Annotated in this window: 12 protein-coding genes and 1 tRNA gene; 6 read left to right on the forward strand and 7 right to left on the reverse strand. The window is 55.7% G+C overall.

What is annotated here, in order from left to right; all coding sequences use genetic code 11:
- Nucleotides 1–74: 74 nt before the first annotated feature.
- From HGKM_RS00320 to HGKM_RS00330, 3 genes are read right to left on the reverse strand one after another with little or no spacing between them, the layout of a single operon-like run.
- Nucleotides 75–1,379 (reverse strand): DUF3825 domain-containing protein, encoded by a 1,305-nt coding sequence (locus tag HGKM_RS00320; protein ID WP_172634672.1) that lies wholly within the window; start codon nucleotides 1,377–1,379, stop codon nucleotides 75–77.
- 36 nt (nucleotides 1,380–1,415) lie between these two features.
- Nucleotides 1,416–2,768: a glutathionylspermidine synthase family protein gene (locus HGKM_RS00325; RefSeq protein WP_019133315.1), complete on the reverse strand. Its 1,353-nt coding sequence runs from the start codon at nucleotides 2,766–2,768 to the stop codon at nucleotides 1,416–1,418.
- Between the two features lie 54 nt (nucleotides 2,769–2,822).
- A complete protein-coding gene (locus HGKM_RS00330; RefSeq protein WP_172634673.1) occupies nucleotides 2,823–4,133 on the reverse strand; it encodes a glutamate-cysteine ligase family protein in 1,311 nt (436 codons plus the stop codon).
- 143 nt (nucleotides 4,134–4,276) lie between these two features.
- Between HGKM_RS00330 and HGKM_RS00335 the strand changes: the two genes are divergently transcribed.
- The gene (locus HGKM_RS00335) at nucleotides 4,277–5,035 is read left to right on the forward strand and encodes an MBL fold metallo-hydrolase (RefSeq protein WP_019133317.1); all 759 of its coding nucleotides are present in this window, start codon (nucleotides 4,277–4,279) and stop codon (nucleotides 5,033–5,035) included.
- Between the two features lie 203 nt (nucleotides 5,036–5,238).
- On the opposite strand, the gene HGKM_RS00340 is transcribed toward HGKM_RS00335, so the two are convergent.
- On the reverse strand, nucleotides 5,239–6,441 hold the full coding sequence (locus HGKM_RS00340) for an acetate kinase (RefSeq protein WP_019133318.1): 1,203 nt from the start codon (nucleotides 6,439–6,441) through the stop codon (nucleotides 5,239–5,241).
- Nucleotides 6,442–6,510: 69 nt separating this feature from the next.
- Complete coding sequence (locus HGKM_RS00345) at nucleotides 6,511–7,434, reverse strand: nucleotidyltransferase family protein (RefSeq protein WP_019133319.1); 924 nt, start codon at nucleotides 7,432–7,434, stop codon at nucleotides 6,511–6,513.
- 93 nt (nucleotides 7,435–7,527) lie between these two features.
- On the opposite strand from HGKM_RS00345, the gene HGKM_RS00350 reads away from it, so the two are divergent.
- Nucleotides 7,528–8,694 (forward strand): AI-2E family transporter, encoded by a 1,167-nt coding sequence (locus HGKM_RS00350; RefSeq protein WP_019133320.1) that lies wholly within the window; start codon nucleotides 7,528–7,530, stop codon nucleotides 8,692–8,694.
- A gap of 71 nt (nucleotides 8,695–8,765) precedes the next feature.
- On the opposite strand, the gene pepF is transcribed toward HGKM_RS00350, so the two are convergent.
- Nucleotides 8,766–10,556, reverse strand: a complete 1,791-nt coding sequence (pepF, locus tag HGKM_RS00355) for an oligoendopeptidase F (protein WP_019133321.1) — start codon at nucleotides 10,554–10,556, stop codon at nucleotides 8,766–8,768.
- A 145-nt stretch (nucleotides 10,557–10,701) separates the two neighbouring features.
- On the opposite strand from pepF, the gene HGKM_RS00360 reads away from it, so the two are divergent.
- The 4 genes from HGKM_RS00360 (at nucleotide 10,702) to HGKM_RS00375 (ending at nucleotide 13,929) form a co-directional block, all read left to right on the forward strand.
- On the forward strand, nucleotides 10,702–11,946 hold the full coding sequence (locus HGKM_RS00360; RefSeq protein WP_019133322.1) for an aminopeptidase: 1,245 nt from the start codon (nucleotides 10,702–10,704) through the stop codon (nucleotides 11,944–11,946).
- A 222-nt stretch (nucleotides 11,947–12,168) separates the two neighbouring features.
- Nucleotides 12,169–12,242, forward strand: a tRNA-Arg gene (locus tag HGKM_RS00365).
- 128 nt (nucleotides 12,243–12,370) lie between these two features.
- Nucleotides 12,371–12,949 (forward strand): hypothetical protein, encoded by a 579-nt coding sequence (locus HGKM_RS00370; protein WP_019133323.1) that lies wholly within the window; start codon nucleotides 12,371–12,373, stop codon nucleotides 12,947–12,949.
- Nucleotides 12,950–12,972: 23 nt separating this feature from the next.
- Nucleotides 12,973–13,929: an acyltransferase family protein gene (locus HGKM_RS00375; RefSeq protein ID WP_019133324.1), complete on the forward strand. Its 957-nt coding sequence runs from the start codon at nucleotides 12,973–12,975 to the stop codon at nucleotides 13,927–13,929.
- 56 nt (nucleotides 13,930–13,985) lie between these two features.
- Here HGKM_RS00375 and HGKM_RS00380 read toward each other — a convergent pair whose 3' ends face one another.
- Nucleotides 13,986–15,083 (reverse strand): zinc-ribbon domain-containing protein, encoded by a 1,098-nt coding sequence (locus HGKM_RS00380; protein WP_019133325.1) that lies wholly within the window; start codon nucleotides 15,081–15,083, stop codon nucleotides 13,986–13,988.
- Nucleotides 15,084–15,131 lie beyond the last annotated feature (48 nt).

The following is a 15,131-nucleotide window of genomic DNA, read 5'->3' on the forward strand; positions in this document are numbered from 1 at the left end:
TGTTCGAAGCATGCCAATCTTTGAACACAGCCCCTTTTCAGGACTTCATCGATTCTACAGAAGTTCTTCCAAGGTCAATCCTCATCATCCTCATTCTCATCGCCTTCATAGGAGAGGATGTTGATGGAATCCGTATTGAGCCAGTCACTGTCGGGGCGGGAGACCAGGCGGGAGTTGCTGTAGGCCAGGAAGAGGGGAAGGATGGTTTCTCCCTGGTAGGAGCCTGAGGGATGGCGGACCACCACCAGGGCCAGGTCAACCCGGTTTTCATCCACCAGACAGAGGGGGAGGAGAAGGGATCCTTTGTTGGACCGGGGGTTGTACATGGGGATGGCGGTCTTGTAGTTCCACTGGACCCGCTTGAGAGCCAGCTCCACGGCATCTTCGAAGCGGTTTTTGAGCCGGTTGAAAACCCGCTGGTTGTCCTCAATCTTCTGGCCCAACTTCTGGAAGAAGATTTTGGACCGGTAGCGGTCGGTGGTCTGGTAGACCTCCTGGAGGGTCATCCCGTCAATCTCCATCATGTCCCGGGTTAGATTATCTTCCAAGAACTCCATGGGGAATCGGCGGGTCCGCTCGACGATAATATGGGTGTAGTCGCAGGAAAGATCGCCCGTGGAGGAATCATAGAGCATATTCTCGACCTTGTTTTCAAAATAGTCCGCCCGACAAGGCAGGGGGTTGAAAACCCGAACCAGGGTCTTGCCCGTATCTTCCCCGGCCACTACAAAATCCAGGAGATACCAGAAGGCAGATCCCTTGAACATGGTGTTCTGCTTGAAGATGGCATAGATGTCGTCGTATTTCCGGTCAACCAGGCCGGTGTTGAAGGCGGCATAGGTCTCCTGGGGCGGAGTGGAATCCGGGGTGATGGAAATCTTCCCCTCACGAAGGAGCCGCTTGAAAGTGTAATTCAGGTAGTTCTTGAGGAGGGGGACCTTATCGTTTTTGGGCGGGGTGTCCCCGTAATACCACTTTTCCGGCAGGGCCAGGTCGGCCAATTCATCGTACTTGCGGAAGTTAATGAAGGCCCAGTCCGTCAGAGCATCCTGGGGCTTTGGATATTTCCCTTTGATCTCCTCCAAGTCTTTTTCCGACAGGGGAGAAGGACCGGTCGGCCGAGGGCGGACAAAGTAGAGGGGTGGAAGGCCGGCTTCCTCACTCGTCCGGCAGTCAAAGTGGTCGCTGAAGCCCTGGAAGAGGGCAAAGAGGTCCCGGTCCCGGATGGAGGAGAGTTCAGGATAGGCCTCCCCAAGAGCCTGCTCCACCTTTCCCAGGAAGACCCAGTTCTCCTCCCCCTCCTGGAGGGATTGGACCAAAGTGGTCAGCTGGTCGGCCAAGGGGCCTTCTTGTCCTCTTTCATGCTGTTCGTAATCCATGGACATCCTTCCTTACCTTCCTTTCCTTCTTTGCTCCTACTTTGCCCCACCGATCTTCCGCTTAATCCGGAAGGCAGGGGCTGAAAAATAGTCCCTGGCCCCGGAAATAATTCCCGATTGCCCAATCCGAGCATAAACGCCGGCAAATTCTTCCATATACATAAAGAGGCCGATGACATGGCCAAAATCGCCTAGCTTAAATTCATAGTCTTCCATATAAAGAAAGGGGGTGGGATCGACATCGATGTATTCCTGGTAGATGTACTCATCAAAAGCCAGATCATCCACGATCTTAGCCCATTCCTCCCGGCTGTGCTCCCGCCCCAGGAGGATCCCCTGGGAGGCGTAGGAGTTGTAGGGCTTAAGGATCCAATCATCTTTTTCTGCTTTGACCCGGTCCTTGTCCTCTTGGGTCAGGATTTCCTTGGTCAGGGGAACGTGGGCCTTGACGAAGTCCCTTTCCATGGGACTGAGCATTTCCAAAGTTCCCGGGTCATGGAGGACCTTGAAAATGGTCTTCGCATGCATAATCTGGGACCGGAAGGACCCCATGGAAATAAAGGCCTGGTCCTTATAGGCCTGGAGAAAGTCCTGGCATTGGTCGATTCGGTCCAGGAAGTCCGAGGTCACCATCCGGCGGTAGACCAGGTCGATGGCGGCTTCCCTCCCCGTATAGGGGTCCGTCCCATAAAGGACGCCCTCCCGGTATTCCATGGTCCGGGGGTCAGTCAGGGTGCAATCAAAGCCTTCCTTCTCGAAGACCTCATGGAAGTGGCGGAACTCCTTTTCCGTCATCTTGTCCTCAAAGTCGACGATGGCCACCGTCTGGGGCAGCTTGCCTTTTAGCCTCTTGTACTCCCCGGTTAGGGCTTCCACCAACGGGCGGAAGAGGGAGTAGCGGGCGATCTCCCAGTCCCCGGCCATGGCTTCCATGGCCTTGGATTTGAGGAGGAGCTTGCCCAGGACCCGGTCCTCATTCATGGCTGAGGACCCGTCGGTGTTGAGTTCGCAAAACTGAAAATCTCCATCACCATTATAAAATATATCATATCGCCCTACGGGAACCGGAGTGGTGTAGCCCGGGTCGATCAAAATCAGGTCCTCCAGGGCCTTGGAAAAGTGAAAAGAGGCCCGGTAGTCGGGATCTTCCAGGAACTTGGCCGTCACCTTATGGCCAATGGAAGCCATGGTATGGAGGATAGACCGGAAAAAGGCCTCATCTTCCTCTTCAAAATAAAATCCCTGATAGGTCATGGGGATGGGGTCCCCGGGGATCAGCCGCCGCTTGTTCTCCGACCGCTCCATGATCCCCCGGTAGTCCTGCTCATAGTATCGGGGCTGGCCCATGACCATCCGGATATAGTCTTTGGTAAATTCGTTAATAAACATAGAACTCCTCTCTTTTTCGATGAGCCCTGTCCGTTTTTGTCGACGTCTCACCGGTCAATCTTTGGTCTTGGCAAGGAGGATCTCCCGGAGCCCGTCCCATCCCTCCTCTCCTTCCACTTTCTCATAGTAGGTCCGGGGTGTTTCCAGATGGGACCAGAGTTCCCGAAGGGGGGCTAAATAGGCCCTCTCTTCCTCGGGAAGCCCTTCATGAGCCAGGTCCAGGAGCTTGATCCCCCAGTTGGCAAAGTAGTCGGAGAGGTAGTAGCCGTGAATCCCGTTATCCCGCCCGGAGTCCATCCCCCGCTCCACCAAATCGATGGAAACCGTCTTGAACTTCCGGTCCAGGCGGTCCAGGTTTTGGGGGTCATAGAAGAGCCCCTTGACCAGGGCAGTCACCGCGAGGGAAAGATCCAGGGGGAGGGCATCCATGGGACGGACCTCCAGGAAGCCCTTGACCCGGATGTCCGGAAAGACAATCCCCAGAGCCTGGTCGATCAGTCCGGCCCACTCCTCCTCGGGGTCTGCCCGGTCCATAGCCTGGGACAGGGTCAGATCCCCCGTTTCCACCTCCTGTCCCCCTTCCACCCGGAAGAGGATGACCCGGTCGAGAAGCCAGTCGGCATAGGAAGCATAAGAAAAGTCCTCATCAAAAGCGGTCGGCACCAAGCCCGTTCGGTCAGGATCGGTCCCCCGCCAAATCTCCTGGCGGGCGTTGAACTTGTCTCGCTTCTCTCCGCCTATCCGGGAAACGGAGTCCGTCAGTGTGTAGAGGATGGGGACCAGGGCCGTCAGGACCCGATATTTCTTCCGGAAGTCCTCCGGCCCGAAGTAGTCGATGGAGACCTGGAGGGCGCAGGAAAGCCGCATCATCTTCCGGGAATGGGGACCATGAGCCCCCAGCCAATCGTTCATGATCCGGTAGCGTTCCTTGGCAATGATGGGGACCTCCAGGGCACGGTTGTCCGGGTCAACCCCCAGAGCCATCATTCCGTAGCCGTATTTTTCCAGGACGGGTAGGAGGACCTCATAGGCCCGCCGGGCCCGGTCTTCCAGGACCTTGAGGTCAGGGGATTGGGTCAGTGAGACCTCGAACTGGGCCCCAGGCTCAATGGACACGGCCATCTCCTCATTCCGGACCCCGGCAATATGGCCGTTGATCCGGACGGGTTCCAGGCCGGGCATTTGGGCCAGTTCCTCCAGGATTTCCAGAACCCCGGGCTGACCCTCATAAAAAATCCGCCGTCCGCTTGCCCGGTCGACAATGAAATGCTCCATCTCGATGCCCACTTGGCCTTGGCCCGGTTTTTTATCAGACTTGATCCGGTCGACAATCCGGTCTATTTTTTCCTGTCTTGTTCTTTTCATCCTCATTGTCCTTCCTTCGTTGGCTCGATATCTTTTTATTGTATACCCAGGATTGACAAAAGATTGCATTCTTCCCCGACTTGACCCCTTACGGAAGGGAAGGGGTATATAATGGGAGAAAATGAAAAACAAAAGGAGGCCATATGTCGACGGTAATTACCTTGACCTATCTTTATAATTCCGGCTTTTCCCTGGACTTCCCCGACCGCTTCCTGGTTGTGGATTACGTCCAAGGGCCTCTCGCCCTCCCTAAGGATAAGCCCACCACCTTCATTGTCACCCATGCCCACAGCGACCACTACACTCCCCGAATCTTCACCATGGAGGGGGCCCATGAGGCGACCTATGTTCTCTCCACGGACGTGGAAGAATCCCCCTCTGACGGCAAATTCATCCAGCTCTCCCGGACCCAGGAAGAGACCCGCCGAAAAAAGATCATCTACAATCCTGACCGGACCCTCCGCCTTGAGCCGGGGGACAGCGAAAGCTTCCAGGGCATCCAATGGACCGCCTTCGGATCCACCGACCAGGGAATCTCCGTCCTCTTTGAAGTGGGCGGGATCTCCTTCTTCCACGCCGGAGACCTCAACGCCTGGAAGTGGCCGGATTGGACCGTGGAAGACCAGGACCGGGAAGTCAGCGACTTCATGGAGGTCCTGGATGACCTGGAAAACTTCCCCGTGGATATCCTCTTCGCCCCCCTGGACCCCCGCCTGGAGGGCAATGCCTTCCTGGGCCCCATGGCTATGATCCAAAGGCTCAAGCCCCAGATGTTCATTCCCATGCACTTCCGGGAAAAAATGGACATCACTCAATTCTTCAAGGAACACTACCAGGACCAGACCAAAACTTTCTTGACGGAAATCACAGGACAAGGCCAGCAAATCCGGATCCGGAGTTAGGATGGGGGCGGCTACCCTGGTAAATCACAAAATTGGGTCCTAGCCAGGGTAGGGCCACCCTGGTAAATCACAAAATTGGGCCCCAGCCAGGGTAGGCCGCCCTGGGAAGCGAAGATAAAAGAAATTAAAAAGGCTGTGCCAGAACAAACAAACTGTTCTGACACAGCCTTTTTCTTTATCGATGTCTTCCTGAGCCCTTCCGCTTACTTGCCTTGAACCAGACGCTTGGTATCCCGGGCGATCATGAGTTCTTCGTCGGTGGGGATGACCATGACTTTGATGGCGGAATCCTCGGCGGAAATGACCTTCTCCTTGGGCTTGCGTTGGTTATTGATTTCTTTATCCAGCTTGACGCCGATGATCTCCAAACCGTCGCAGATGACTTCCCGGTCCTTGGATCCGTTCTCACCGATCCCGCCGGTAAAGGTGATGGCGTCGATCCGGCCACCCATCATGGTGGCATATGCACCGATGGTCTCCCGGCAGCGGGAGTGGAAAATCTTCAGGGCTAGCTGGCAGTTCTCATCACCTGATTCAGCCCCCTTCTCCAGGTCTCTGAAGTCGGAGGAGAGGCCGGATATGCCCAGGACGCCGGATTCTTTGTTGAGGACCTTGTCCACCTCATCGGGGCTCATGCCCAGCTGCTTGATCATATAAATGATGATGGAGGGGTCCAGGTCGCCGGACCGAGTCCCCATGGGGAGGCCGGCTAAGGGAGTCAGGCCCATGGAGGTCATGATGGACTTGCCGTTTTTGACGGCGGTGATGGAGGACCCGTTGCCCAAGTGGCAGGAGATGAGGTTGACTTCCTCTACCGGCTTGCCCAGGAGTTCGGCCGCACGGTTGGTGATGAAGTTGTGGGAGGTCCCGTGGAAACCGTAGCGGCGGATGCCCTGTTCTTTGTAATAAGAGAGAGGGATGGGGTAAACAAAGTTTTCCTGGGGCATGGTCTGGTGGAAGGCAGTGTCGAAGACGGCGACCTGGGGCTTACCTTCCAGGAGGGACGAGCAGGCCTGGATCCCTTGGAGGTTGGCAGGATTGTGGAGGGGGGAGAAGGGAACCACTTCTTGAATGGCTTCCAGGACATCCTGGTCAATGATGGTGGACTTGGTGACTTTTTCTCCGCCATGGACCACCCGGTGGCCGACGGCATCAATTTCCTGGAGGTCCTTGATGACCCCGTGGTCCGGAGAAGTCAAGGCCTCGAAGACCAGCTCGACTGCCTTCTTATGGTCGGGAATGGCTGTCTCCAGCTCAAATTCTCCCTTGGCCGTTTCCTGCTCAATCCGAGAACCATCGATGGCAATTCTTTCCACCAGGCCCTTGGCCAGGACCTCTTCCTTGTCCATGTCGAAAAGCTGGTATTTCAGTGAAGATGACCCGCAGTTAATGACTAAAATTTTCATTCGATCCTCCTATTTTCCTTCAATCCGGTCTCGTCTTATTCTTATCAGTTGTCTCTCTTTTTACCCTCTTTAGTCAATCCAAAGCGGGGAAGGGTAGGTCCCCTCTTCCCATTTTTTCCGGAAGCCCTCCTGAACCCGGGCCTTGTCCTCCTGGTAGGTTACCCCCATCCAGGCCTGGTCGGTGGTCAGGACCCGGACCCGGGCCTCCCCCTCCTCCAGCTGGCGGCTGATGACCGAAGGCAGGTAGCATTCGGCTTTCAAGGGGTTTTCGGGAAGCTCATTCTGAATAAAAGAACGAAGCTCTTCTTGGATGGCTTCCATAAACGAAGGTCGGAAGCCCCAAAAGTTCATGGACACAGGGCTGTCTCCGGGAAGGAGGACCTCCCGGTCCTCTCCGCCTTCACCGGTGACCAAGGACTTCCCGTCCTCCCCTTCCTGGAAGATCCGAGTGTGTTCCACGACCCGGACCAGATAACCTCCCTCCACCTGGCAGACCCCCCGGGAAACCGACCCGTTGGCGGTCAAGGTCTTGTTGAGCCGGTAGGCCACCATGGCGTGGGTGGGGATGCCCTCTCCCGGATCCTCTACCAGGAAATCATAAATCAGAGAAAAGGCCAGGTCCCCATAATAATCATCCGCATTGATGACAGCAAAGGGGCCATCCACCAGTTCCCGGGCCGCATAGACTGCCTGGGCCGTTCCCCAGGGCTTCTCCCTCCCCTCAGGGACCTCCCCACCCGGCATATCCCGGAGGTCCTGGAAGGCGAAATCCACCTCCATATCCCGGGGCAGGTGACCGGTCAGCTTTTCCCGGAAAACCTCCTCATGCTCCTTGCGGATGATGAAGATGGCCCGGCGGAAGCCCGCCCGGTAGGCGTCGTAGAGGGAGTAATCCATGATGACCTCCCCATCCGGTCCCACTGGGTCAACCTGCTTTAGGCCCCCATAGCGGGACCCCATGCCCGCCGCCATAATGACAAGAATTGGATCCATAGCAACCTCCTTGTTTGCACTCTTTCAATTATACCAAAGAAGCCCCGCCTATGATAAAATACCAGGGAAGAACGACTAGAGCGGAGGTGGCCCATGCGGTTTACAAAAGAAGAAAAGCAACAGATTAAACTGATCCTGTTCATTATCACCTGTTCCATCCTCATTTTCATGCTTCTTTCCAACTTTAACGCCATTTTGAAAGGCTTTGGTTACCTCCTGGGCATGATTTCTCCCTTTATGATGGCCATCATGGTTTCCTTCCTGGTCAACATATTTATGTCCGTTATTGAAAACAAGATCCTGGATAAGCTCCCCATCGGTCGCGGCGGCAAGAGGGCCCTGGCTATCCTCCTTTCTTTCATCCTCATCGTTGCCATTCTTGTCCTGATCTTCTCCTTGATCCTCCCTCAACTTTTTAATTCCCTCCGGACCATCATCCTGGCGATTCCGGATTTCCTGGACAAGCTCTCCGCCTTCCTCCAAAAGGCTAAGTGGATGGGCCCGGTACAGAAGCCCCTAATTGATGCTTTGGATAACCTCCAATCCATCTCCCTCCCCTCCTATCTCTGGCACTATATCAGCCCCCAGGGGAATGCCTCCTTCGGCTCCTTTATCCAGTCGGTTCTCCCCACCATCAACGCCGTCTTCTCCGGCCTCCTCAATGCCTTCCTGGTCCTGGTCTTCTCTATTTACATGCTGGCCGCCAAGGAAACTCTGGGCACTCAAGCCAAACAACTCCTCTATGCCAGCCTTCCGGAGAGCATTGTCGACAAGTTCATGTACATCTTTTATACGGCCTATGACAACTTCTATAACTTCTTCACCGGCCAGTTCCGTGAAGCCCTAACCCTGGGTTTCATGTGCTTCGTCGGCATGAAAATTCTGGGCCTTCCCCTGGCACTGGCCGTCTCGGTTCTCATCGCCTTCGGTGCCCTCATTCCCATGGTGGGTGCTGTCCTCGCCGGTCTCATCGGGACGCTAACTATCTCTTCTATCTCCCTGACCCAGGGTCTAGGCTTCATGGTTTATATCTTCGTCCTTCAGCAATTTGATGGAAACATCATCTACCCTCGGATCGTGGGCCAATCCGTTGGCCTCCCTGCTATCTGGGTTCTCCTGGCTGTTATCATCGGCGGGTCCACCATGGGGATCTTTGGCATGCTCCTCTTCCTCCCCATCTTCTCCACCATCTATGACCTTCTCTCCGACTTTAAGACCCGGCGGTTGGCCAAGAAAAACATCAACGTCGCCGAAAAATAACTTCTTTCACCCACAAAAAAGGCTGTGCCGGAAATCTTCCGACACAGCCTTTTTCTTTATTCCGGTGAAGCTCAGGCCTCCACCAAGCCGTCGACCAATTCTCCAATATAGCGGATGGTATCCTTGAGGGGGTCTTCAGTCCGGATATCGACCCCGGCCATCTGAGCCAGTTCAACCGGCTTCTTGGACCCACCCTGGCGGAGGACCTCCAGCCAGTCTTGGACGGCCGGATCCCCTTCCTCCATAATCCGCCGGGCCACCTCGGTCCCGATGGTGAGGCCAGCGGAATAGGTGTAGGAATAGAGGCCCATGTAGTAGTGGGGCTGACGCATCCAGGTCAGGCAGGAGCCGTCCATGATCTTGACCTCCGGCCCCCAGAAGTCGGTCAGGACCTTCCGGTAGATCTCGGATAAGCGGTCGGCATCAAAGGCCCCGCCCTCATCGATGATCCGGTAGACCTCCCGCTGGTATGCGGCCTCCAGGAGGTGGGTGACAAAGTTATGGTAGTAGGTCTGGGATATGATCTGGCCCATGATCTCTTTCTTCACTTCCTTGTCCTCTCCGGCCTTCTTCAGGAGATAGTTGCCCATGATGATCTCATTGGCCGTCGAAGGAGCTTCCACGAAGTACATGGACAGGTAGGTGTTGAGGATGTTCTGGTTCTTGTTGGTGAGAATGTCCTGACCCGCGTGGCCCAGCTCATGGGAGAGGGTGATGACCTCGTTGATCTGGCGGTTGAATGAGGTCAAAATATAGGGGTGGACATTGTAGGAGGAGGCACAGAAAGCCCCCGTGGACTTCCCTTCATTTTCCGCATAGTCAATCCAGCGGTCCTTGAAGGCCCGGTCCAGCATGGCCACATAGTCGGGGCCCAGGAGAGAGAGACCGTCCTTGATATACTCCCCGGCCTCCTGGAAGGAAATCTCTTCCGATTCCCCGGATGTGGGTGGAGCCTTGAGATCGAAGGAGGTCATTTCCTCCAGGCCATAGAGGTCCTTGAGATAGCGGGCATACTTCTGCATGACCGGGGCCAGGTCCCGCATGATGACGTCAATCTGGCGGTTGTAAAGGTCACGGTCCACATCCTGAAGATCCAAAAGGTAGTCGAAGACCGAGTTATAACCCCGGAGAGAGGCTTCAATTTTATCTCGCCGAACCTGGGTCAGGTAGGCCGATGCCGTCCCCGACTTGTACTTGTCCAGCTGGTCGTAAAACACCTGGGAAGCCTTCCGACGGAGGGCTGTATTGGCCGAAGTTTCAAAAGAATTCTCAAAGGCATTGTAGGTCATGTGGACCTCTTCGCCGTCCGCTTCAAAGGCCGGGAATCGGACGTCTCCCTGCTTGATGTCCGCATACACCTGGTAGGGGGCATCCAAAACAGGGCCCATGGCCGCTAAAATGCCCTCTTCCTTGTCGGACAAGAGGTGGTCCTTCTTCCGGACCATCTTATCCAGATAGTTGGCATAGGAAGGATCCTTTGTCCCCGCCTCCTCCAGGACTTCCTTGGACAAGGCCGCCAGGTCCGGCTCCAGGAAAGACAAGTCCTGTTCCAGGCCCGCCATGAGGTCGGTAAAGCGCTGGGACCGGGCCATATGGAGCGGGTTCCGGGTATCCGCCTCCTCATGGAGGGAAACATAATTGCTTAAATCATCCAGGTCCATGAGGAGGGCCTCATAGGCCTTGAGGGCTTCCACCACATCTCCGGCCGCTTTGATTTTTCCCCGGTAGTCTTCCCGGAAGGTCTTGGCCCGATCCAGGGTCTTTTTCAGGGTCGCCTCATATTCCTCTTCCGTGGGGAAAATATCTTTCAAATTCCAAGTCTCTTCAATGGGGACCTGGTCCCGCTTCAATGCTTTCGCCATGGCTCATCCTTTCTTTGGTACAATAGACTGTGTCACTTCTTTGGGAAGTGCTGATCGCCGGCTGATTGGCCAAGGGTCTATCCCTTGTGCCCGGCCTGTCTCTTTTTTCCATTATACCATTGCTCAAAATAGAAAAGAGGTTGTTATGGACCAACATCCTGTTGACCAGCGTTTGATCGACTACGCCCGCCTTGTGGTGGAGGTCGGTGTCAATGTACAAAAAGGGGAACCCGTTGTTATCACCGCCCCTGTCCAAGCTGCGGACTTTGTCCGCCTCCTTGCCCGCTTTGCCTATGAAAGAGAGGCCAGCGAGGTTGTTGTCGATTGGCGGGACCAGGAAATCACCAAGATGACCTATGACCATGCCCCCATGGAGGTCCTGAAGACTGTTCCCGACTTCCTTTACGACAAGGATGAATACTACTACAAGCGGGGAGCCAACATGATCTCCGTTGCCTCCAGCGATCCCGACGCCTTTGCCCAAACGGATCCGGAAAGACTGGCCGCCGCCTCCCGGGCCTTCAACAAGAAGATGAAGCCCCTGGACCACTACACCATGAATGACGAAGTGGCCTGGTGCGTGGCTGCCTACCCCAACGTCAAGTGGGCCCGGAAGGTCTTCCCTAAGGCCCAATCCGACGATGAGGCCTATGCCCTCCTCATGGAGGCCATCCTCAAGATGTCCCGGATGGAGGACGCCGACCCCGTCCAGGCCTGGAAGGACCATATCGCCCGCCTCTCCGCCCGGGCAAAAATCCTCAACGACTACCAGTTTGACAAAGTCCACTACCGGTCCGAAAACGGAACCGACCTCACGGTCCACCTCCCCCAGGGCCACATCTGGATGGCCGCCTCATCCCTGGATGACAAGGGCAATGAGTTCGTCCCCAACATCCCCACTGAGGAAATCTTCTCCCTCCCCCATGCGGACAAGGTGGACGGAATCCTCGTCGCCTCCAAGCCCCTGGTCTACCATGGCCAGGTCATCAACCATTTCTCCTTTACCTTCAAAGACGGCGCAGTGACCGACTTCCAGGCCGAACAAGGACAAGAAGTCCTCAAGAACCTCCTCGATGAGGATGAAGGCTCCCGCCGGCTCGGCGAGATCGCCCTGGTCCCCTACGCCTCCCCCATCTCCGAATCCGGCATCCTCTTCTACAACACCCTATTCGATGAGAATGCCTCCTGCCACTTCGCCCTCGGCGCATGCTACCCCACCTGCCTCGAAGGCGGTGCCGACCTGACCTCCGACCAAGTCCGAGCCCAAGGCGGCAACGACTCCGCCGTCCATGTTGACTTCATGGTCGGCACCAAGGACCTCTCCATCATCGGCACCACCAAAGACGGCCAAGAAGTCGCTATTTTTAAGGAAGGCAACTTCTGCTTCTAAGAATTTAAGGCATAGCCTAAAAGCCGCCCCCGAAACCGGGATATTTCGTCCAGGTCTCGGGGGCCTTCTCCTTTCCACAATACTCCAGGCCCCTTCTTTTCCTCAACTTCTTCTTATGCTATAATTATAAACACGAGTTCTCCCTGATTTCGGTGAGGAGATCGACGTTTGCGGGCAGGGCTCCAGCCAAGGGCCAGCTCGCTTCGCGAAAACAATATTTGGGCAGCATTAGCTCAGATGGATAGAGCGTCCCCCTCCTAAGGGGAAGGCCTGGGGTTCAAATCCTCAATGCTGCGTTTGAAGAGCTGCGACTTGCGGCTCTTTTTTATTCATCAAAATACGCAATTCCCCCAAAAAGCGAGCACAAAGGCTACAAAAGTTTCGGGTATTCTTGCATAGAACAAAAAAAACATTGGAGGTTCCTATGAAAAAACTACTCTTACCAACCGCTTGTCTCTTGCTATCCTTCTCTCTCGTGGCTTGCCAGCCCCAGACCAATGGCCCCACTCCGGAAAAGCCGGGAACATCATCCGAGGCTTCCTCATCAGAGTCCGCATCATCAGAAGCTCCTTCCCCAAAGCCCCAGAATGGTGAAAAGCTGGCCGACCTGATCGGCAAGATCGTCGAGGGGGCGGAACTCCCTCCGGCGGATGTCCTCGATTTTGATGCCAAGAACTTTGAGGATTACTCCTTCATTCCCTGGCGGGATGGGATTGAGGCAGCGGGCTCTGAAGGATCAACCTCATCCGCAGCCCACTCCCTGGTTCTGGTCCGGTCCAAAGAAGGAAAGGCGGAAGACCTGGCCAAAGAGATGGCCGACAAGGTGGATGCCCAGAAGTGGATCTGCGTCCAGCCTGAGGTGGCTAAGGTCCTCTACACCAAGGACTATGCCCTGATGGCCATGACCTTCGAAAAGACCTATGAAAAGGTGAAGGAAAATTTCCAGAAGATGGTGGGTGACGAAGCTGTCCAGGAATTGGACATCAAGTCCCTGGCCAAATAGGCTCTATCCCTGTGGTGTGACCCATGACCCTGAAAAAGACAAAGCCCGCCCTCATGGCCCTGGCCGGCCTGGCCGTCTTGGCCTACCACCTCCTCCCCTGGCCCAGGGGAGGAGGCTTTCCGGATGAGCTGATCCGCTACCTCCTCCTGACGGCCTATATCGGCGTCGATATTTTCTTCTTCATGGCGGGCTATATGGCCTACTTTTCCAAGACCAACCCCTACCCTGCCTATGTTCGCCGTAAATGGGCCCGGATTTATCTCCCTTTCTTTTTCTTCTGCCTCCTGGCCCTCCTGATGGACAAGCTGGATTCCGGACGCTTTCTCCGGGCCCTGGTTGGCCTCGACTTCGTCGACCGGGGTGGCGGATCCTTTCTCTGGTTCCTGCCTGCCCTTCTCCTGGTCTACCTGATCCTTCCCCTTTATATCGGGTTGATCCGGAAGCGGGGGAAATATCCCGCCCTCCTCATGGCCATGGCCACCTGGTCTTTGGTCATGGTGGTCCTGAACCGCCTCTTCGGAGACCTCCGGGTCAACATCCTTCTCTGTCGCCTCCCCCTGATTTTTATCGGGGGCTTCCTGGCGACTTTTGAAGGAAGCTGGGACAAAAAGAAACAGGTCCTCATGGGCCTGGGCCTTCTCCTTCCCGGCCTCTGGCTCACCTGGACCTGGGGTTCCTTTGCAAAACCCGATTTCCCCATCAAGGATGTTTTCTACATCCTGGCCATCCCCCACACCCTGGGCCTGGTCCTCCTGCTTGACCTGGCCTTCCGGTCCAAAGTCCCGGCCCCCCTGGCCTGGGTGGGCGGCCTGACCCTGGAGCTCTATGCCTGGCAGATGATGGTGGGACCCGACCTGGTGACTTTCTTCACTAGCTGGACGGGGAGCGGCTATCTAGCCTTCCTCCTCTCCTCAGCCCTTATTTTCGCCCTCTCCTGGCTCAGCCAAAGGGCACAAAAAAGAATCCTATCTCGCCCATAAAAAAAGGTGGAAGCGGAAAACCGCTCCCACCTTTTTTGTTTACCCTTGACCGAGGTCTAGTAGCTCCAGGGATTATACATGTCCTGTAAGCCCCCCATGGCCGATGAGGCGACCATAAAGGCGAAGATCATGGCCACGAGGGCGACAAAGATGCCGATAAAGAGGGTGGCCACCACCAGGGAGTAAATCTGACGGGATTCCTCCAGGTCGGTCATGGTCATGTAGGCCTTAAGGATGGTGAAGGAACTGACCAACATGGCAAAGCCCGAGAAAATGGAGCCCAGGACCCCCAGGCGGACGATGTTGAGGAGGAAGGGGACAGCGGCGCCCAGAACGCCCCAGAAAGCGACAGAGGCCACGACTCCGGTCCATTCATAGAGGGAAATCGGGGAGCCAAAGATCTTGGCGGCGAAGAAGTAGGCGAAGATGGTTGCCGCATCAAAGAGGATCATGAAGATGAGGAACTTGAAGAAGATGCCGACCGGGTCCACGCCCAGGATTCTCATGGCATTCCCAAACATGGGGTTGAGGGTGGAACTGGCCATGGCCATGTTGATGGCTGTGAAAAGAGCCAGGAGGACATCCTTGATTAAAAGGATGAAGAGGTTGGACCGGCGGTATTCCATCTTCCTGAACTCCTGACAAAGCTCATAGGGGTGGGACAGGGTCTTGGTAACCAGGAGCCGGATCTGCTGGCCCAGGATGGATTGGCTGAACTGGTTAAATGCGCCGGCAGCGGACAGGGGCTGGCCGCAGCGACCACAATTGGCGGCGCCGGCAGGATTCCGGGCCCCACACTTGGAGCAAAAGACCGCTTCTTGACGAGGCCTATCCTGGCGGGGACCTTCTTGACGGGAGCCAAACTGGCTATGGTCCTCCCGATGGGGGGCCTCCTGATGGGGCTCCTCCTTGAAGGGATCAGGGGTCTCTTTGGGGGCAAAGGCCGAGGGAGCCTCCTCAAACTCCTCCTTCAATTTCTCCGCTGTCTGGTCGATGGCCGCCTTGTCTTCCGGCGACTTCGTGGACGGAGTGGGGTCGACCGAGGCCGGCTCAACCGGGTCGACTTTTATTGGAGCTGCTTCCACCGGATGTCCACAACGGATGCAAAACTTGGCATTTTCGCGGAGCTCTGCCCCGCAATTCTTACACAGCATATCCACCTTCTTTCTGGCCTGCGGCCTTTATAGCAATGAGCAAATATT

The sequence above is a fragment of the Kallipyga massiliensis ph2 genome, from assembly GCF_000311985.1.
GTDB lineage: Bacteria > Bacillota > Clostridia > Tissierellales > Peptoniphilaceae > Kallipyga > Kallipyga massiliensis.